The organism is Paenilisteria rustica (assembly GCF_013820765.1).
Taxonomy (GTDB): domain Bacteria; phylum Bacillota; class Bacilli; order Lactobacillales; family Listeriaceae; genus Listeria_A; species Listeria_A rustica.
Genome location: NZ_JABJVM010000004.1, coordinates 1 through 18,190 on the forward strand (window position 1 = coordinate 1; position 18,190 = coordinate 18,190).

Below are 18,190 nucleotides of genomic sequence, written 5' to 3' on the forward strand. Positions count from 1 at the left end.
CGAGCCAAAATACTAGCCCAACACTTTATCAAAGATTTTGACATCTCTGTAGGTTAAGAAAAGGCACGAGCTATTGACTCCCTAGCTCGCACCTTGATATTTCACCCCAACAATTGACATAGAGCCTAAGTAATAAAATAAGGATGTAGATAGCGTATCAGATACGCCGTCTACATCCTTATTTATTATTCTACTGTAACACTTTTTGCAAGGTTACGTGGTTTATCTACATCGCAACCACGGTGAAGTGCTGCGTAATAAGCAAGTAATTGACACGGTACGACGCTCGCTAGTGGTGTTAGGAGCTCGTGAACTTTTGGAATGACGAATTGATCGCCTGGTTGGTTCACGCCTTCCATCGACAGGATACAAGCGTTGGCGCCACGTGCTAGTACTTCTTTTACATTACCGCGGATATTCCAGTTGATGTTTTCTTGGGTGATAAGTGCAAGAACCGGTGTGCCTTCTTCGATTAAGGCTATCGTTCCGTGCTTCAGCTCACCACTTGCAAAACCTTCTGCTTGGATATATGAGATTTCTTTTAGTTTCAGTGCAGCTTCCATGGCGACGAAATAATCGATATGACGGCCAAGGAAAAAGGCGTTGCGTGTCGTTGCTAGATATTCTCCGGCTATATGCTCGATCATTTCTTTACTGTCCACTAGTGTTTCCATCGCGTTTGCGACAATGCCTAGTTCTACAATTAAGTCGAAATCTTTTGCTATGCTCAGACCCTTCTCACGGCCTACAACAGTCGCTAAAATGGATAGAGCTGCTATTTGTGCTGTATAGGCTTTTGTGGACGCTACAGCGATCTCTGGGCCCGCATGCAGGTACATCGTGTTGTCTGCTTCGCGGTCCAATGTGGAACCTGGTACATTTGTGATTGTAAGTGAGCGGTAGCCTAGTTCTTTGATTTTCACCAAAACTTGGCGGCTGTCCGCTGTTTCACCACTTTGCGTAATAAAAATGAATAATGGCTTTTTAGTTAAAAGTGGCATGTTGTAGCCAAATTCGCTAGAAACGTGAACTTCGACGGGTACTTCTGCTAATTTTTCAATTAGATTTTTACCTACGAGTCCTGCGTGGTAGCTGGTTCCGCATGCAACGATATGAATTCGATCCGTGTCCAGTAATTCTTTGACAATCGCTGGATTCACAGTTACATCGCCAGTTTCGTTTTGGTAAGCTTGAATAATTTTACGAATAACAGCCGGTTGCTCATCTGTTTCTTTAAGCATGTAATGTGGATATGTTCCTTTTTCGATGTCGGATGCGTCGAGTTCAGCTGTGTAAGCTTCGCGCTCGATTTCTTCGCCATTCAATGTTTCGATTGTCACACCATCACGTTTTACAAGCACGATTTCTTCATCCATGATTTCGACAAATTGATCGGTTTCGCGAATAACTGCCATCGCATCGCTCGCAATCACGTTGAAATCTTTGCCTTTTCCGATAAGAAGTGGGCTTTTATTTTTCGCGGCATAGAGCGTTTCATTGTCTGTATTATCAATCAAACAAATAGCGTATGATCCGTGAAGCAAGCTGAGCGTCTTCGTGAATGCCTCTTTCGTTTTCATGCCTTGATTCGCAAACATTTCGATGAGTAAAACAATGACCTCTGTATCGGTATCACTCTTAAAACTAGCATCGGCTAGATATTGATCTGTTAGAAGTGAATAGTTCTCGATAACGCCGTTGTGAACGATTGTGTAGCGCCCCGACTTGCTTTGATGTGGATGCGCATTGGCATGGCTCGGCTTCCCGTGTGTCGCCCAACGTGTATGCCCAATTCCCATCTCACCGAAAGCGTCGGCTGGTACTTCTGAACGTAAATCAGCAATACGGCCTTTTTCTTTCGCTACTAGTACGCCAGTTAGTGATTGAAGTGCAATCCCCGCTGAGTCATAGCCACGATATTCTAATTTTTCTAGTCCTTCTAATAAAACTTCTTTCGCATTCTTCTTCCCAATAAATCCTACAATTCCGCACATAATAAAATCCTCCATTTGAGGGCAGACTTATCCTGTATGCAAGCCCTCTATAATTTTTGAAAAAGGGCAGACTATTCCGCTGTCTGTGTTCCTTTCGCGTTTCCATGGAGATAACACATGTTCCTTTCCACTCTGTTCACCAAGTCACCTTGATGGTTTGTAGCAAAGGCATCACGATTGCATGCACAACCGAGGGACTCCCGCCGAATTTTCGATTAATCCCTTCCTCGTCAACTAGAGAAATACCCCTAGTTCTGGCGCTTCTATTCAATTGTGAGCGATCCTCCTTTTTTAATTTTTCTAGGAAACAAAATTATCATACCTCAAAGTTGTATAGTTCGTCAAGCCTTATATAATGTACCAATTTCAAAATTGGTATAGTCATTGACAAAAACAGTCTTTTATTTGATAATGGATAGGAAGCGTCATTTGCTAGGAACGGTCAGGCTTTAGCAATGACACCATATAGAAATTTTGACCAATAAAATGGGAGGTTAACTACATGAAATTTTTTCAGAAAATACTTGCTGGATTTACAACACTTTTCGTTGCGTGGGCGATTTTTTGGAAGTTTGGTTCGGTGCAGACGGTGAATGCGGTCAATATGAACGGGCTACCAAGCACTGGCGATAGCTTTTCGATTTGGACGATTGTGATTGGTGGTATCTTGATTATCGCAGCAATTGTGTTGCTTTTACGAAAAAAATGGTAAGAAAAAAGAAATTCGGAACCTGGATTAGGCTTCGAATTTCTTTTTTTGTGTTGCGATAATGAGAAATAGGCTGGCAAAGATGCCGAGTGTACCGATAATTAGTTTCAGCGCGACAATTGTATTTTCATCTTGACCGATTTGGGAGCCAATTTGAGAACCGATTTTGCGCAGCAACTGCTCTAGCCATAGGTATTCTGTGAGAAAGTTGAAAGATAGGCCGAGTAGTGGCGCTGTGATGAATGCATTTGGTTTTCTAAATCCGAATACAATGGCTAATAGGAAGAAAAATGCAATCCCGATTCCTAAATAAGCGTCAAATGGTGTCGTGAAGAAAAATTCTTCGCCGGATAGGACGATGACGGCTAATGTGATTGAGACGCCTAAACCAAGTATTGCGAAAAACACGCCTGCCCAGCGCCACTTTTTTTGCCAATCGGTAGCAATAACTGCTGGTTTTTCTGGTGTCTTGATGAAGAGATATGCGATTCCGATTAGCGCGACTAGGAGTGTGATGAGGCGAGAATAGTCTATCAAGCCCAATTCTCCGTTTTTGATCCATGGTTCGAATTGATTTTGCCATAACATCCAACTTTGAAAAACGCTATACCCTAGTAAAATTAGCAAATTGGCGAGTGGTATCGTTTTTTCTAGTAATGTTAGTATGCCAAAAATGATTAATAGGATGGTTAAACTAAGCGTTACCCACAATATCCAATTGGGTTTGAAATCTGAGCCGTTTATTGCCCAGCTGTATAGAAAACTACTGAAATTAGGAAGCAATGTTGCTCCTAAAAATAACATGATAAATCCATTGTCTTGTCTTTTCATTCTTCAACTCCTTTAAAGCAGGTTCATTTTTTTGCCGTCAACGATATATTCAAGCTCTGATAGACGCCAGAATTCTTCTTTGTACACATAACGATAGGTTGCGTTGAATACGTAATCGTCTGTGGTACCAATTCGGAAGCCTGGATTTTCGAAGGTAAAACGTTGAATAATGCCAATTTCCGGTTCAATCATGCCAATATCATCTTTTCCAGCATCGAAATAAGGCGTTCCAATCGTTCTGCCGCCAACTGTGATGTTAAAGGAAAACACGACTTTTTGCACTTGGACGTCTAGAAAATTAGCGAGGACAATGTTGAAATGAATGTTATCCTCTGTAATCTCTAACCCAAATGGGAATAGCTCCACTTCCCAGCGTGCATCTCGGTTTTCATTTAGCTGTTCTACGATTTGCTCGCTCATTGAAATATCTTCTACTGACGGAAAAGTGCTTACCATTTCTCTTTTCTGCAAATCATAAAGTGACCAATTTAGTTCCATAGTAGTTCCCTCCATAAAAAATACCCTTTTTACTAGTGTACCAGAAAAAACGATTTTGAACGATTAAAATATCAGGAAAGCGGTGAAAATATCTTTTTATCAAAAAGGTATTGTAGTGTTTCAGAATGCCACGGTCTTCCGAAGACACGCTTGCTGACGAAATACTGGGCGCGTTCGATTTGGCCTTCTTCATTTTCGGCCTCCATCGATAATTTATGTACGAAACGTTTTTTGTCGAGACGGATAGCTCGAATTTTGTCTTTTGGTAGGAAGAACATTTGCGTTTCGGACTTGCTGACGATGGAGAAGGAGAACGTGATTAGCCCAACTTCTGTGAACACGAGTACGAGACTGTGTCTGGTGCGCATCGATGGACCGGCGTACATGAGTCGGTGGTAGTTGGTCGACATGCCGTTGTCCGCTAAGTATTGATCTACTTCTGTTTCGATTTGATCTTTCATTGCCATATGTGATTCACCTCTCCTTTATTTTACCACATATTTAAAAAGCTGGGCACGGTGAAATTGCCCAGCTCAGTCCTTATATCATTCTTTCTGCTTGTGAAGCGATGTTTTTTGCAGTGAGTCCGTAAAATTCTTGGAGATATGGCATCAAGCCGACTTGTCCGAATTGCTCGCGTACGCCAACCCGATACAGTGGAACGGGGCCATTTTCTCCGAGAAATTCTGCTACAGCGCTTCCGAGTCCACCATTAACATTGTGATTTTCTGCGGTGATGACGCGACCTGTTTTTTGGACGGATTGTAGTAGGGTTTCGCCGTCTAGTGGTTTGATGGAAAACATGTCGATGACTTCTGCGGAAATTCCTGATGCTTTTAGAATTTCAGCGGCCTTCAAGCTCTCCGCAACCATGATTCCCGTGGCGCAAATCGTAATGTCTGTGCCTTCTTGCAAAATTTGCGCTTTTTCAAATGTTGTATTTTCATCATAGAGTTGCGTCGCATTTTTGCGGATGGTTCGGATGTAGTGCAGACCGCCCTGTTTGTAGGCATTTTCGAGGAGCCAGGCGAATTGAATCGCGTCGCTTGCCTCGTAAACGCGAGCATTCGGGACTTCGCGCATCAAACCAATATCTTCAAAAGTCATGTGCGTGCCGCCGTTATGTTCTGCGGTAACACCTGCATCCGAGCCAACGATGACCGCCGAAAGTTGTGCATAGCCTAGCGATACAAAAACTTGATCAAAAGCACGGCGCGTTACGAATTGACCAAAAGAATGAATGAACGGCTTGCGACCAAGAACGCTAAGTCCTGCCGCGACGCCCATCATGTTCGCCTCCATAATTCCAACGTTTACATACTGGCCCGGCAGCTCATCTTTCAATTTTCCAGTAGCTATCGCGCTACTCAAATCAGCCTCCAGCGCAATCACATTTGGATCCGCCGCTGCCAATTTGCGAATCGTGTCCGCATAAACTTGGCGCATCTCTACTTGGTCTTTTTCAAGTGTGAGCGTCATTGTGCCACCCCTTCCAAATCATTTTCTAAAGCCGAAATCGCATCGTCAATCGCCTGCTTATCCGTGTCATCAGGACGCAAATGATGATTGTCCGCCTTCTCCTCGATATGCGTCACGCCCTGCCCCTTCACCGTATCCAGTACAATCGCGTGCGGCTTTCCAGAACTCCTTTTTGCCGTCTGAATCGCTTCATCAATCGCCTGCGTCGAAGCACCATTCACCGTCACCGCACGGAATCCAAACGCCGCCATCTTCGCCTCCAAATCAAGCGGATCAATAATGTCCGCCGTCAAGCCATCCAGCTGCTTCTTGTTATCATCAATCAACACGATTATGCGGTCCAGCCGGTGGTGCCCAATAAACTGAAACGCCTCCCAGCACTGACCCTCATTCAGCTCGCCGTCCCCGACAATCGCATACGTATAATTCTCGCGTCCAGCCAACATATTCCCAAAAGCGATTCCCGAAGCCACCGAAATCCCCTGTCCAAGCGATCCCGTCGTCATCTCCACACCCGGCGTCAAGTTCCGATCCGGATGCGACGGCAAGCGCGTCCCGTTCTGATTCAACGTATACAGCTCCTCCTCCGCGAAAAATCCCTTCAAAAACAGCGTCGCATAAAGAGCCGGCCCACCGTGCCCCTTCGACAAAACAAAATAATCACGATTCGGATCATCCGGTTTCTTCGGGTCCACCGTCAAATGCTTCCCGTAAATCACCGCCAGCGCCTCCACAATCGATAAACTCCCGCCAAAGTGTCCGAACCCAAGCGCCCGCAATTCCTTCAACGTATGCATCCGTATCTGCTTCGCGGCCACATCCAAATTTTCAGCCAACATCACGCTTCCTCCTCCATCGCTTTCCGTTTTTTCCGTTTCACACTAAGCCCAAACATCACGGCTAGAATCACAATCAAGCTCACAACAATCGCAATCGTCCCGCCATGATTCGCGAGCACTCCGAAGAAAATCCCACTAACGCCAAAATCAGTATCCGAGAACGTCGAATTCGCAAAACCGAGATTTCCAAGTACCGGCATCAAGAAAACAGGCAAGAAACTAATCAAAATCCCGTTCACAAACGCCCCGAGAACCGCGCCTCGCACGCCGCCCGTTGCATTCCCAAACACACCAGCCGCCGCTCCCGTGAAGAAATGCGGCACAACGCCAGGCAAAATAATCACGCCGCCCGTAAACGTCATAACCACCATACTCACAATCCCACCAGCAAAACTCGAGAAGAACCCAATCAACACAGCGTTCGGCGCATACGGATAAATAATCGGCACATCAAGCGCAGGTTTTGCATTCGGCACCAAACGCTCCGAAATCCCTTTAAACGCCGGCACAATCTCCGCCAACACGAGCCGCACGCCAGATAAAATAATAAACACACCAGCCGCAAAAGTCCCCGCTTGAATCATCGCAAACACAATATAATTCGTGCCCGCGCTCAAGTTCGCCTCCACATAACTAGGCCCAGCAAACAGCGCCACGACCACATAAATCACCATCATCGTCAGCGCAATACTCACCGTACTGTCCCGCAAAAATCCTAACCCCTTCGGAAAATTGATTTTCTCCGTTGATTTCGGATTTTTCCCAGCGACCGCCTTACCGACAAGTCCACTCACCGCATAACCGACCGCGCTAAAATGGCCCAGCGCCACATTGTCATTCCCCGTTAAAATTCGCATAAAAGGCTGCACAATCGCCGGAGATAGCGACATGATAATGCCAAGCGCCACAGCCCCCGCCATGATCAGCGGAACCGACGTAAAGCCTGCTACCGTCATGATTACCGCCAACATACACGCCATATAAAGCGTATGATGCCCCGTCAAAAAGATATATTTAAACTTCGTGAACCGCGCAATCAAAATGTTGACCATCATCCCGAAAAACATAATTAACGCTGTATTCGTCCCGTAATCCGTCAGGGCAATCGCCACAATCGCTTCATTATTCGGCACGACACCCGTCACATGAAAAGCCGCCTTAAACATTTCTCCAAATGGCGCGAGCGCAGCCGACAAGATCCCAGCCCCCGCCGAAATCACGAGGAATCCAACAAACGTTTTCGTCGTCCCTTTTAACGTGTCCGATAATTTTTTCCGTTGCGCAATCAAGCCGATTAACGCAATCAGCGCCACCAGAATCGCCGGCTGACTCATAATATCTACTAACACTTTTAGAAAGTCACTCATATCCCTTACCCCTCCCCATTTTTTAAATCAAGCCCTTGTCCCGAACGACCGCCGTCACCTTAGCGCGCAGCTCATCCATGTCGATAATACTGTCCAGCACGATCACCTCACCGAGCGATTCGCCGCCCTCCGCAATGTCCTTCGCGAGGAAAAATACGTCCGCGCTGTCCGGAGTCGCCGAACTCAAATCCGAATGCGACACCTCCACATCGGTCACGCCCAGCTCCTTCAACACCTGATTAATATTCATCTCCACCATAAAACTCGTACCAAGACCAGATCCACAAACCGCTAAAATTCTCATTCCTGTTCCTCTCCTTCTGTTAATAAATTCGTAATCTCATCCACCGTTTCCGCCTGCTTCAATTTCTCCAAAGCCACATCATTCGTCAAAAACTTCGTCAATTGCGACAAAGCCTTCAGATGTGCCTCGTTATCCACAGCCGCCAAACAAATAAAAATATCAATTGCAGGTCCCGAAGCATCCACTAAATGCACCGGCGTCCGCGTCCGCAAAAACGACATCCCGATCTGATTCACACCTTTTTCCGGCCTAGCATGCGGAATCGCAATCCCTTTTCCAATATGGATGTACGTCCCCATTTCCTCAACCGTTTCAATCATCGCATCCACATAATCCGTTTTTACACGATTCGCCGTCACAAGCGGTGTTGCCGCAAGCCGAATCGCCTCTTTCCAATCCAGTTCCTCATCCGTAAACTGAATCATGTCCTTCGTTAATAATTCAGATAGCATTGGCGCGTATCCCCTCTCTATCGACACTTTTCCGTAAATCTTATTAAATATCGCATCATATAATTTCTGCTCATCCTCGATCACCGCGTGCCGTTCAATGATTTCAAGGAGCGCATCTACCGAAATATGGCGGTGATCAATCGTTGGGAAATCCGCCGCAACCGCCTGAATTAAGTAATTCTTCTCAAGCGACGTGAGCAGCGGCTGCACTAAGTACACCGGTTTTCGCGTCGGCACATACACCGTCGAAAAAATCATATCGTATCCCGACTCCGGAATATTCGCCCCGTCCGCCATAACGAATCGCAACTCCGGAAACAACTGGCGCAACTGCGATTTCATCATCAGCGACGTACTAATCCCATTCGGACAAACCAACAACGCCTCGAAATCCCGCCGCGCCTCGTGCTTCCGCTCAAAATACCCACCAAAATGAATCGTAAAATAACCAATCTCCGCCGCGCTCACGGTTTTCCCAGTCAGTTTTGCAAGCGGCGACAACGCCTGTCTCACAAACGCGAACAACTCCGGGTGCGCCGTCTTAATTTGCTCTGTCATTGGCGCGATCAGTGGCAGCGAAAACACGATTCGGAAGTACGCCGGCACCAGATGGTCGTAAAGACTCCGCCGCAACTCGCGCTTATTATCCAGCGTCAACAACGTCAGCTTCTCAAAAGCCGCAATAATCCGATCCGCCAAATCCAGTAGCACCACATGCTCCCCAACCTCCGCCGTCCGCTGCGCCCCAATCACCTGCACCGTCACATAAAACCGCTCCATCACATCCCGCGTCCCAAACAACTGCACCACAAGCGATTCCGTCAACCGATACACCGACTGCTGCCCAATCAACTCCCGTTCCACATCCGAAAACACAAGCCCCGCATGCTTCCCGCGACACCTCAGAAACGCCACCAAATAAAGCCATTCCCGTTGCCGATCCTGCACAAGTTCCACCCGATTTACCTTTTGCCAGTCAAGCAGAATCCGCTCCGTCTCGTCCAACCACGCGCGTAGTCCCCAGCTTTCCAGAACGAATTTCAGCGCGACCTCACCAAGCGGCAACACCAACAGCGCATTCACACACCGCCCCGCCAGCACCCGCTTATCCCGCTCCGCCCCAACCAAATGGTACCCAGAAAGCCGCGAATACACCAACCGAACATCCGCCTCCGCACAAAACCCACGCACCTTCTTCACATCACTCAGCGCCGTATTCCGACTCACATGCAACACCCGCTGATAATGAAAATTCGAAATTTCCTCCTGCCGCATAAACGTATATAAATAAAGTAAATAGACCCGATCCTGCTCCCCGAGAAAAAGCTCCTCCTGCCGTATAAATAACTCCGATCCCTCCAAATAAGCCGTTTTCAGCCCAGGATCGATAATAAAACACTGATTTCGCATCCCAATTTCCGATTTTCCAACATGCCGCAAAGCCTGATTCATCTTCTCAAAATCATATTGAAACTGCCTCTCCGACAGCCCCATTTTCCGAACAAGCGCCCCGCTCGTCATTTTCTCATACCGAATAATCTGCTCAAAAAGCCGAAATGCACGTTGATCAAACATGATTGCCTCCTCCTTACTTTTTATTTTAAAGCGGTTACATAAAGATAGCTAGGTGATTTGAGTACAAAGTGTGTGGTGGGTTCGGGAGCGGGATTGGGTTTTTGGTGGGGTATTGTGATTATAGCAGAGGTTTTGGAGGAACGGGAAAAAGCCGAGTTCGCGGATTTAGGGTCCGGGAACTCGGCTTTGCGATTATGTTATATTTTTTATGCAACGACTAATTTTTTATGAACTACAACCAATACACGAAGTAGAGTTTCAATGGTTGGATTACCATCAAGATCTTCAATTCTGGCCAGTTGCGGCTGCTTCATACCACATTTCTCTGCCAACTCTTTTTGAGACAATTTGGCTTGCTTACGAAGTTTGATTATCTCAACAATAAGTTCCACCTTTATTTTCTCAATTTCAGGAACATTATATTTAGCGCTAAAAGTCTGCTTTGCTTCCATTTTTTCACGCCCTTCCACATTGTTATAACTTATATGGAATAAAAAATCAATTCGTCATTTTCATCCAACAATATTGATAAAATTCATCAATATCGCTCTCCAATACCGGCCTCAGAGCAACTTTATCTAGCCAATCTTCAGGTATAGCTTCCATCTTATAATACATTCCAGCCAGAGAACCCGTGATTGCAGCAACCGTGTCTGTATCAGATCCCAGATTCACCGCTAGTATAACGGCATCCCTAAATGAATCCGAATTACCAAGACACCATATCGCCGCTTCAAGCGTATGAACCAAATAGCCACCAGAAGAAATTTCAGACCTTTTTGTAACAAGAAAATCAGTATTAAAAATCCTCTCAAAATGCTCAAGTTCCAAAATGTATTTATGATCCTTACTATAATTTTCTTGAAATAGCGCATGAATATCTTGTAACGACTTTTGCAAAGAATTGTTATGATAGAGTCTCAGTAGCAGTTCTATATAAATAATGGAACCTACGATAGCACGCGGGTGGGCATGTGTAATTTCTGTATACGCTTTAATAACATCTGCTCTCTTTAAAAAGTCACGTTCGCCGAGTATTAGGAAAGCTAACGGAGCTAATCGCATCAGAGCACCATTACCATTGTTCAATTCAGAACGTCCACCACAACAATTTAGTAAGCCTTTTTGTTTATACCTAATAATTGCATCCGCGGTTGTCCTCCCAATATCAAACATCTCCCCAAATGGAGTACAGTAGCCTAATTCCCCATATGCACAAAATTTATCCATTAAATCCTTCGTTGTACCGTTTTCTAAAATATTATACATTAAGCAAAGTGTCAATGAGGTGTCATCAGACCAAGTACCAGGAGGCTGATTATGCGTTCCATAACCAACCATATCATCAATAAAAAAAGTATCCCTGGCTTTAAATTCCACTGGCACTCCCATTGCGTCTCCAATAATTCCTCCAAATAAAGTTGGGATTATTCTATCTTTTAGAATCATTTCCTTGTCGTCGTTCCACTGTTTATTCAAGTGATCACTTCCTGTTCTAAGATTGGTTGTTTTGAGATTAAGGCTATAATAGATAGGAGTGAAACTAAGAGTGACAACTCCATTATCATTCTCTGTTCTTAATAATTAATTGATTATCTTTATACAATGCATATATCGTTCTACGTTTAAAGGGTCTTTGAAGTGCAAAAATAGTAATAGGCAACATCCAAAATAGCGTAGTGGCAAAAAATAAAAGGGCTTCTCCATTCGAAGTATACAATATATACGTACTAACCAACGCTAATATAATTGTCCAAAAACTTATCATCACATTTTTTTTTAACTGTTTTTCACCTTCTTTAAAATAGATGGAGGCCTCCTCTTGTGATACATTTTTTTCATACACACTTTTTCTAGAGAAGGAATCAATTGCATAAATGAGAATAAAACTGACAGAAACTCCGCTTAGAATGCTTAAAAGTGTCAAGTGAGAAATAGTCATTTTTATGACTAAATGTTTTAATAGAGCATATAAAACAACTCCAACTGTACCTGAAAACAAGGCCAAAATAATACCTTTAGATGAATAGCTTCCTTCTACCAATCTTTTTTCATCCAAATTATAAAAATAATTCTTCTGCTCTTCCTTGTGATAAAAAATCGGAATCCAAGGTGATTTCATTGCTTCCTCCCTTTCTGTGCATACCTATACACCACTAATGATTCAGAGTAATATATCCTGAAAGCCAACTTCAACAACTTCTCCATTTTCAAATTTAATTACCAAGCCGTGTTCTATTTCCCAAGAGCATTCACATAGAAAGCCCGCTATTTGTTTAGACTTGTCAATAGTTGTAGGAAAAATAATCTGTTCCGGTGACACTAACTTATAAAGCTCCTCTTTTCTCTCAATATAGGGTACATATTTATTAATACCTGAATCATCACCGTACTGAGCCCTGATCTATGGACTCTCTTTTTGGTAGAAGTTAAAAACAGCAACTTCTGCACGTCTGACAATTTTTTCGAATTTATTAAAAAATGCTTCAAAGGCTTGTACTTGAGCTTTTTCAAAATCAGCATTCTCATCCGCATCAATAATTACCTGTATTGTTTTTCTAACACCAAATAACTCTAGCGCAATATTTTTCACCCAGCCATAATCATAGGTTAAATCACCCAATATATCATGTTTTATTTTTAAGGACATTATTTTCGCTCCTTATATTGAATCAATTTCATAAATCGAAAAATAGCTTAAATAGGCTGGTTTTTATCTTATTTTTCATGAAAACAAATCAAAACTGCATCATACCAATGCAGAGGTAGTCCATTTTTGAACATTGAAAATCATTGGGCTGTAACCCTTTTCAATTATGAAATTAGTTTAACTTATATGGAATAAAAAATCAATATTCATCATACAAAAAACAGACTCTCATCTTCATATCGCTCTCATCCTTTTATGATCTTTCCCAGTTTCTAAAACGCATAAAACCGCGGCACAAATCATCACGACATTGCCCGCAACACTCAAATAAGGAGCAAATAATTCCGCATACGAAAACGAACTATTATTGTGTAAGAACACCTCAATGTTCGCCCTCAATAAATAATCGGCAACAAAACCCACAACCAATATAAAAACTGCCAATCCAGCCATTAAAACATCCATCCATTTAGAAGTCGGGTATTGCAAGGAATTCATATTTACTTTTTGCGTGGCAGCATAGACTATTTTCGGTACACACACTAAAATAAACAAGAAGATTCCTAAAAGACCTAGCACAAAATTATACATGCTAGTCACATTAATAATTATCGCTAATGGCAGCCATATATACCATTTCAAAAGTTTCCCCATCTAGCCTAACCCCCCTTCGTTTTAAGACATTATATATTTCTCATGCAACGCGCCACTTAATCGATTAACCGAAAACTTCCCATGTGCTAATTTGTTTGCTGTGCCTAATAAAATGATTGCAAATGGGAGTGTAACTGGAATAATGAATAAAGCTAGCGCTACTTGAACAACTTTCATCAATCTTAGTTGTGGCGTAGAGCTAGTCCCCGCTGTTTTCTTAAATTTCCGTATCCATAAAAAACTTCTCAAACAAAATACCCAATTGATTAAATATATCACGAGCTCAAGCCACATAAAACATTTGATAAATAATAAAATATTCTTCTCATCGATTCCTATAACCAATGCCAAAATAAAGCCTAGAGCTACAAATAAAACTATAGAAATTGGTATACATACCGCCAATCCAAATGCCATTTTTGTGATTTTCTTCAATCTATCCTCTAAATCATGCATCTTCAAATTAACCCCTCATTTTCTTTTCGTTCTGTACTTAGTAGCTTCTTCATAGGTTACAGAGAACGCCTGAAATCTATACTTACAAACAGCTAACACTATAAACTCCTGAACTCCAACAATAAAAGCAAAGAATAGGAATAGAAATATAACGCAACCTTCTATAATACCAAAATTAGTTATGAAAAATAGCCAAATTACTAGGCTGATAAAACAAATCCCATTTATAACAACTATCCATTTCAAATTTGAATTCCCACTAAATAATCCATTTCCCGCTTCTTTCATCGAGCCGTTCTTTATCCCGCTTCGGACGAGCGAGAAATACATCATAAACTGGATGAAACCTACAATTAGCACTACTGTAAACCAAAGACCAAGCCCATCATTTTTATTTCCGTTTCCATCCATGGCAAAAAGATAGAGTAATCGAGTAGGAGGAGCCGTTAGGCTCCGACCTCTCACACCACCGTACGTACGGATCCGTATACGGCGGTTCAATTTTATACTAGACATGTATATTACTATAGTGCTCCGTTGCGGATATTAATCCAAATTTAGCGAGCCGTTGATTCGTGATAGTTGTTGTTAAAATCCATGAATACGCAACTCTAGCATAGGATTTACTGGTGTAGCTATATTTGTAAGCCTCGTATTGACTCATCCCGAGCTTCATTAAGTTTCTCCGTCGATTATTCGGAGTCTTCCACTGCTTCCAGATACATATCCTTAACCGTACACGTGTATTCGCATCTATCTGCTTTAAATGTTGCTTCATTTTTCCAATTCTAAAATAATTAACCCAACCACGAATCAGAGAATTAATTTTGGCTACTCGATGCTTTGTTGATATTCCCCAAGCTCTCCTAGTAAGACGTTTCAGTTTAAATTTCAATTCCTGTAAAGACAATTTATGTGGCCTTGCTTTGTATAAACGGTCTTGCCAATCATAGTAAAATCCAAATCCTAGAAACTTCGTTTCTTCATCTTCTGGTTTTCTGACTTTGCTCTTCGTCACATTGACAATAAGCCCTAATGTTTCCTCAATAAATTTGCTTACGGAACGCATGACTCGTCGGGCAGCCATATCACTTTTCACAAAAATAAGACAGTCATCTGCATACCTTACAAAACGTAAATCTCGACTTGCTAGTTCTTTGTCTAGCTCATTCAGCATTACATTGCTAAGTAGCGGAGATAGATTTCCTCCTTGTGGAGTGCCAATAATCGTTTCTTGGTACTCATCCTGTATCATGACGCCACTTACTAGGAACTTTCTCACAAGTGATATAACATCCCCATCTTTGACCGTTCTCGCGACAATGTTCATGAGTCTGTCATGATGCACGGTATCAAAGAAACGCTCTAAATCAATGTCAACTAGCCATTCATACCCATCATTCATGTTCTCCAGTGATTGGAGGATAGCCATTTCTGCATAACGCTTGGGACGAAATCCGTAACTATTTTCATGAAACTGTTTATCGAAGATAGGTGTCAGAACTTGCGCAATCGCTTGCTGGATAAAGCGGTCTGTGACCGTAGGTACCCCAACAATCGTACACCGCCATTCGCTTTGGGTATCTCCACGCGTTTGACTGGCTGTGGCTTGTATTCTCTTTGCTGTATCTGATGAATAAGTCTTTCCTTATGGAGGCTTAAATGCGCTTTTAGTGCGGTAATAGGCATATTATCTACACCTGCGGCTCCTTTGTTTTTCATGACTTGTTTATAAGCCCGATTTAGATTATCTGGATTCACTATTTGCGCAAGTAATGTTTGTTCGTACATGTATGTTATTCCTTCCTTTTCTCGTGAAATTAGTATCCACTTTCCTGCATCGATTGCCAGTGGTCTTTTCCTATTTTCCAATCACGAATATCCTAACGATAAAATTGTTCCACCCTTCGCTCTTTCTTCCTTTCGGAGGACGTCTTCACTACTATGGTTTCTGCTGACTTCTCACAATCCAGACTTATATCGCTATAAGCTTTTGGGACAGAGTCGTGAGACCTCCCCAGTTAAGATGCAAACTCTTTCTCTCCATCTATCCGCCACATTTACACCATGCAATGTTCCTAGTAGTTATTGGACTTTGGCTTCTCTTGCAGCCTTATCCTTACATGGCGCCTTCTATGTGATTTCTGTTCGTCGGACCAGAGATTTGCCTCGAGCTTCCTTCAGATTCCACGTCACCATGGACACCCTTGCTGTTGGCTAGGTGCTTACCACTACTCGGTCGCACTCGGGACTTTCACCCGTTAGAGTTTGCCCATGCTGGGCAAACAAAAGAATGGTTCTATCGACATCACCAGTGTATAGACTACCATCACAACCGTGCCAAATTTCTGACTTTTGAATAGGAATTTCTCTGAGATCAGGCACATACTAAGGTATACAGCAAGAATCAGAAAAATTATTAGCAAGCTGAAATATACCAAATTAAGTATTTCGCCTAAGACTATTCTTCCTTGACTTTCCCATAGAGCCCATGTTGAAGTTCCTAATATAACAAGAGAATATAAGCACAGACCCACTAAATAGATGATGACACTTCCCGGGGAAAGCCGATTAATCGCAACATTCTTCAATTGGTAAAAATAACTTTCGTCTAGTTTCCACATGGTGGCCCTCCAAAATATGTAATCTAATAATAGCCCGTCCATTCAATTAGGTTAGAAATGAACGAGCATTATCTATATTTCCTACCCCTTATTTATTCGCATCTGGTGTATAGGAATCCATTATTTTATCTTTCAACTCCTGCATTTCTTTTTCTTTTTTCTCTGCCTCTTGCTCTCGCTGTTCTTGCAATTTGATTTGTAATTCTTCTTGGAGTTCAGCCGCTCGTTCTGCGCTTCGTTGTTGTCTTTCTTTTTCCTCGTTTGCCTGCATTCCGCTCTGATAAGTCGTTCCAAATATAACTGCTCCAACGCATACATAGAGAACCAGTACGCCGTATATCAAGCCATTTTTAGGCTTAGCATTTTTATCGCTGTACTGAAATTTAATGAACCAAGCTACCGCGCTCAATGCAATTAGATAGAAAATTAACGGTTGCGGTGGTATATCATTAACCCCTAAAATAATAATTCCTGTAATAGTGCACAACCCTGCGATACTAACAAATATAATGTTTTTCTTCATATTTTCCCCCGTTTTCTGATACGTAGCCTCCATATAGCTTAGACCCATTCGTATTTTAAACTGGCGGAGTATCCAAATATTGAATACCACGCCAGCGCTCAACCTAAATTCAAACCTTTGCTAACCTTCTATCTACAAAATCATAAAAAGCTTGGCTAAAATCTCCATCCTTAGTTAACGCTTGTTTATTTTCTGTGAAGTAGCTAATCATGGTGTTGAGACATTCGTCTTTAGGAATTGTAATGACAGCGTTTGGAAAGTGTTTTTTACTAACCTGCCACACAAAATTATCCGCAATGTCTTTAAAATCCTTATTTTCGCGTAATTTATCTGCTAGGATTACAAGTTCCAAATGCGCCATGTAATTATCTAGTGACTCTTGAAACCCATCCGTTAAAGCATCTGGATTTTTTCTCCTAAAGTGTTTTGTTCCTTTATTATATATTTGTGTACTCTGGTTTCTTAAAGTTTCCAATTCTCCTCCTTTAAAATATTCATCTAAGGATTCGAATAAATTTTTACTTACTAATTCAGAATAAAAACTAATGAGTATATTACATGCAGAATCTTCAAAATCAGTACCTTTTTCATCTTGCACGGCCTGTATCAAATATGGTTCTGAATCTTCCAATGGTCTATAGTTTTGTGGACTTCTTTTTTTAAAATCAGTACTACTTAGTTCATTTTTTATAAAGCTTCCATAATTCAAAGCTGCCAGTGATTGATGCTTTGCAGTTGCAACTTCATATAATTCAATTATTCTACCCACTATATTTTCGAACTCTTTATCTTTGATTGAATAACAAGTGTCATAAATATCCGCAAGTCGTGACTCAGCATTCTTTTGACCTTGTTGTACACATTTCTCACTTGAATCAATCCATTTTTTAAACCATTTATTCTGCTTAAGCGCAGCATTATAATTCTCATGATGCACGTAATAATATGATAGACTCTCAGAATAATCTTTATCTGCGTTTTCCAGATTATCTGCAATTGCATCACTTAATATCTTTTCGCCAGCTTCCCCCTCCCCTAGAACCATTAAGAAGCTTCCTAACATGCCCGGTGGAACCGCTTTGTTCTGTACTCCTGCCATGATATTTTCCCGATACCTTTTAATTTCATTAGGACTTGCATGTATCCAATCGTCTACTGTCCCATACATTTTTTGAGCATTAATATTGCTGATTCCACCAAATAATTTCTTAAAAAAAGTCATTTAAGCACCTCAC

General features: G+C 42.3%; 19 protein-coding genes and 1 pseudogene. 1 reads left to right on the forward strand and 19 read right to left on the reverse strand.

What is annotated here, in order from left to right; genetic code table 11:
- Window positions 1–185: 185 nt before the first annotated feature.
- Window positions 186–1,994 (reverse strand): glutamine--fructose-6-phosphate transaminase (isomerizing), encoded by a 1,809-nt coding sequence (gene glmS, locus HPK16_RS05030; protein ID WP_181675925.1) that lies wholly within the window; start codon window positions 1,992–1,994, stop codon window positions 186–188.
- A 502-nt stretch (window positions 1,995–2,496) separates the two neighbouring features.
- Here glmS and HPK16_RS05035 point away from each other — a divergent pair.
- Window positions 2,497–2,706 carry an LPXTG cell wall anchor domain-containing protein gene (locus HPK16_RS05035; protein WP_181675926.1) on the forward strand — a complete coding sequence of 70 codons (210 nt, stop codon included), beginning with the start codon at window positions 2,497–2,499 and terminating at the stop codon, window positions 2,704–2,706.
- A gap of 24 nt (window positions 2,707–2,730) precedes the next feature.
- Here HPK16_RS05035 and HPK16_RS05040 read toward each other — a convergent pair whose 3' ends face one another.
- The 18 genes and pseudogenes from HPK16_RS05040 to HPK16_RS05120 form a co-directional block, all read right to left on the reverse strand.
- Window positions 2,731–3,534 (reverse strand): hypothetical protein, encoded by an 804-nt coding sequence (locus HPK16_RS05040; RefSeq protein WP_181675927.1) that lies wholly within the window; start codon window positions 3,532–3,534, stop codon window positions 2,731–2,733.
- Between the two features lie 12 nt (window positions 3,535–3,546).
- Entirely contained in the window at window positions 3,547–4,032 is a 486-nt protein-coding gene (locus HPK16_RS05045) for a hypothetical protein (RefSeq protein ID WP_181675928.1), read from the reverse strand.
- Window positions 4,033–4,103: 71 nt separating this feature from the next.
- Window positions 4,104–4,499, reverse strand: a complete 396-nt coding sequence (locus tag HPK16_RS05050) for a hypothetical protein (RefSeq protein WP_181675929.1) — start codon at window positions 4,497–4,499, stop codon at window positions 4,104–4,106.
- 73 nt (window positions 4,500–4,572) lie between these two features.
- A complete protein-coding gene (locus HPK16_RS05055) occupies window positions 4,573–5,511 on the reverse strand; it encodes a transketolase family protein (protein WP_181675930.1) in 939 nt (312 codons plus the stop codon).
- The gene (locus tag HPK16_RS05060; protein ID WP_181675931.1) at window positions 5,508–6,350 is read right to left on the reverse strand and encodes a transketolase; all 843 of its coding nucleotides are present in this window, start codon (window positions 6,348–6,350) and stop codon (window positions 5,508–5,510) included. The genes HPK16_RS05055 and HPK16_RS05060 overlap by 4 nt, the downstream gene beginning before the upstream one ends.
- On the reverse strand, window positions 6,350–7,717 hold the full coding sequence (gene ulaA, locus HPK16_RS05065) for a PTS ascorbate transporter subunit IIC (RefSeq protein WP_181675932.1): 1,368 nt from the start codon (window positions 7,715–7,717) through the stop codon (window positions 6,350–6,352). The genes HPK16_RS05060 and ulaA overlap by 1 nt, the downstream gene beginning before the upstream one ends.
- 22 nt (window positions 7,718–7,739) lie before the next feature.
- Window positions 7,740–8,021: a PTS sugar transporter subunit IIB gene (locus HPK16_RS05070; RefSeq protein ID WP_181675933.1), complete on the reverse strand. Its 282-nt coding sequence runs from the start codon at window positions 8,019–8,021 to the stop codon at window positions 7,740–7,742.
- Window positions 8,018–10,048 carry a BglG family transcription antiterminator gene (locus tag HPK16_RS05075; protein ID WP_181675934.1) on the reverse strand — a complete coding sequence of 677 codons (2,031 nt, stop codon included), beginning with the start codon at window positions 10,046–10,048 and terminating at the stop codon, window positions 8,018–8,020. Before HPK16_RS05075 ends, HPK16_RS05070 begins: the two co-directional genes overlap by 4 nt.
- 206 nt (window positions 10,049–10,254) lie before the next feature.
- Window positions 10,255–10,500 carry a helix-turn-helix domain-containing protein gene (locus HPK16_RS05080; protein ID WP_181675935.1) on the reverse strand — a complete coding sequence of 82 codons (246 nt, stop codon included), beginning with the start codon at window positions 10,498–10,500 and terminating at the stop codon, window positions 10,255–10,257.
- Between the two features lie 46 nt (window positions 10,501–10,546).
- Entirely contained in the window at window positions 10,547–11,497 is a 951-nt protein-coding gene (locus tag HPK16_RS05085) for an ADP-ribosylglycohydrolase family protein (RefSeq protein ID WP_181676123.1), read from the reverse strand.
- Window positions 11,498–11,612: 115 nt separating this feature from the next.
- Window positions 11,613–12,170, reverse strand: a complete 558-nt coding sequence (locus tag HPK16_RS05090) for a hypothetical protein (protein ID WP_181675936.1) — start codon at window positions 12,168–12,170, stop codon at window positions 11,613–11,615.
- A 42-nt stretch (window positions 12,171–12,212) separates the two neighbouring features.
- A pseudogene (locus HPK16_RS17175) lies at window positions 12,213–12,698 on the reverse strand (DUF6985 domain-containing protein).
- Between the two features lie 234 nt (window positions 12,699–12,932).
- Entirely contained in the window at window positions 12,933–13,352 is a 420-nt protein-coding gene (locus tag HPK16_RS05100) for a hypothetical protein (RefSeq protein WP_181675938.1), read from the reverse strand.
- A 21-nt stretch (window positions 13,353–13,373) separates the two neighbouring features.
- Window positions 13,374–13,808, reverse strand: coding sequence for a hypothetical protein (locus HPK16_RS05105; RefSeq protein ID WP_181675939.1), 435 nt, complete (start codon window positions 13,806–13,808; stop codon window positions 13,374–13,376).
- Between the two features lie 508 nt (window positions 13,809–14,316).
- Window positions 14,317–15,423, reverse strand: a complete 1,107-nt coding sequence (ltrA, locus tag HPK16_RS05110) for a group II intron reverse transcriptase/maturase (protein ID WP_343064801.1) — start codon at window positions 15,421–15,423, stop codon at window positions 14,317–14,319.
- Entirely contained in the window at window positions 15,306–15,599 is a 294-nt protein-coding gene (locus HPK16_RS16745) for a hypothetical protein (protein ID WP_246369280.1), read from the reverse strand. Before HPK16_RS16745 ends, ltrA begins: the two co-directional genes overlap by 118 nt.
- A 921-nt stretch (window positions 15,600–16,520) precedes the next feature.
- Window positions 16,521–16,955 carry a hypothetical protein gene (locus tag HPK16_RS05115; RefSeq protein ID WP_181675940.1) on the reverse strand — a complete coding sequence of 145 codons (435 nt, stop codon included), beginning with the start codon at window positions 16,953–16,955 and terminating at the stop codon, window positions 16,521–16,523.
- Window positions 16,956–17,064: 109 nt separating this feature from the next.
- Window positions 17,065–18,177: a hypothetical protein gene (locus tag HPK16_RS05120; protein ID WP_181675941.1), complete on the reverse strand. Its 1,113-nt coding sequence runs from the start codon at window positions 18,175–18,177 to the stop codon at window positions 17,065–17,067.
- Window positions 18,178–18,190 lie beyond the last annotated feature (13 nt).

What these genes read in the sequence shown, in the direction of transcription:
- glmS (WP_181675925.1), bottom strand. Translation starts at nt 1,994, where the DNA reads ATGTGCGGAATTGTAGGATTTATTGGGAAGAAGAATGCGAAAGAAGTT.
- HPK16_RS05040 (WP_181675927.1), bottom strand. Translation starts at nt 3,534, where the DNA reads ATGAAAAGACAAGACAATGGATTTATCATGTTATTTTTAGGAGCAACA.
- HPK16_RS16745 (WP_246369280.1), bottom strand. Translation starts at nt 15,599, where the DNA reads ATGTACGAACAAACATTACTTGCGCAAATAGTGAATCCAGATAATCTA.
- HPK16_RS05050 (WP_181675929.1), bottom strand. Translation starts at nt 4,499, where the DNA reads ATGGCAATGAAAGATCAAATCGAAACAGAAGTAGATCAATACTTAGCG.
- HPK16_RS05085 (WP_181676123.1), bottom strand. Translation starts at nt 11,497, where the DNA reads ATGATTCTAAAAGATAGAATAATCCCAACTTTATTTGGAGGAATTATT.
- HPK16_RS05080 (WP_181675935.1), bottom strand. Translation starts at nt 10,500, where the DNA reads ATGGAAGCAAAGCAGACTTTTAGCGCTAAATATAATGTTCCTGAAATT.
- HPK16_RS05060 (WP_181675931.1), bottom strand. Translation starts at nt 6,350, where the DNA reads ATGTTGGCTGAAAATTTGGATGTGGCCGCGAAGCAGATACGGATGCAT.
- HPK16_RS05035 (WP_181675926.1), top strand. Translation starts at nt 2,497, where the DNA reads ATGAAATTTTTTCAGAAAATACTTGCTGGATTTACAACACTTTTCGTT.
- ulaA (WP_181675932.1), bottom strand. Translation starts at nt 7,717, where the DNA reads ATGAGTGACTTTCTAAAAGTGTTAGTAGATATTATGAGTCAGCCGGCG.
- HPK16_RS05045 (WP_181675928.1), bottom strand. Translation starts at nt 4,032, where the DNA reads ATGGAACTAAATTGGTCACTTTATGATTTGCAGAAAAGAGAAATGGTA.
- HPK16_RS05090 (WP_181675936.1), bottom strand. Translation starts at nt 12,170, where the DNA reads ATGAAATCACCTTGGATTCCGATTTTTTATCACAAGGAAGAGCAGAAG.
- HPK16_RS05100 (WP_181675938.1), bottom strand. Translation starts at nt 13,352, where the DNA reads ATGGGGAAACTTTTGAAATGGTATATATGGCTGCCATTAGCGATAATT.
- HPK16_RS05115 (WP_181675940.1), bottom strand. Translation starts at nt 16,955, where the DNA reads ATGAAGAAAAACATTATATTTGTTAGTATCGCAGGGTTGTGCACTATT.
- HPK16_RS05120 (WP_181675941.1), bottom strand. Translation starts at nt 18,177, where the DNA reads ATGACTTTTTTTAAGAAATTATTTGGTGGAATCAGCAATATTAATGCT.
- HPK16_RS05055 (WP_181675930.1), bottom strand. Translation starts at nt 5,511, where the DNA reads ATGACGCTCACACTTGAAAAAGACCAAGTAGAGATGCGCCAAGTTTAT.
- HPK16_RS05105 (WP_181675939.1), bottom strand. Translation starts at nt 13,808, where the DNA reads ATGCATGATTTAGAGGATAGATTGAAGAAAATCACAAAAATGGCATTT.
- HPK16_RS05070 (WP_181675933.1), bottom strand. Translation starts at nt 8,021, where the DNA reads ATGAGAATTTTAGCGGTTTGTGGATCTGGTCTTGGTACGAGTTTTATG.
- HPK16_RS05075 (WP_181675934.1), bottom strand. Translation starts at nt 10,048, where the DNA reads ATGTTTGATCAACGTGCATTTCGGCTTTTTGAGCAGATTATTCGGTAT.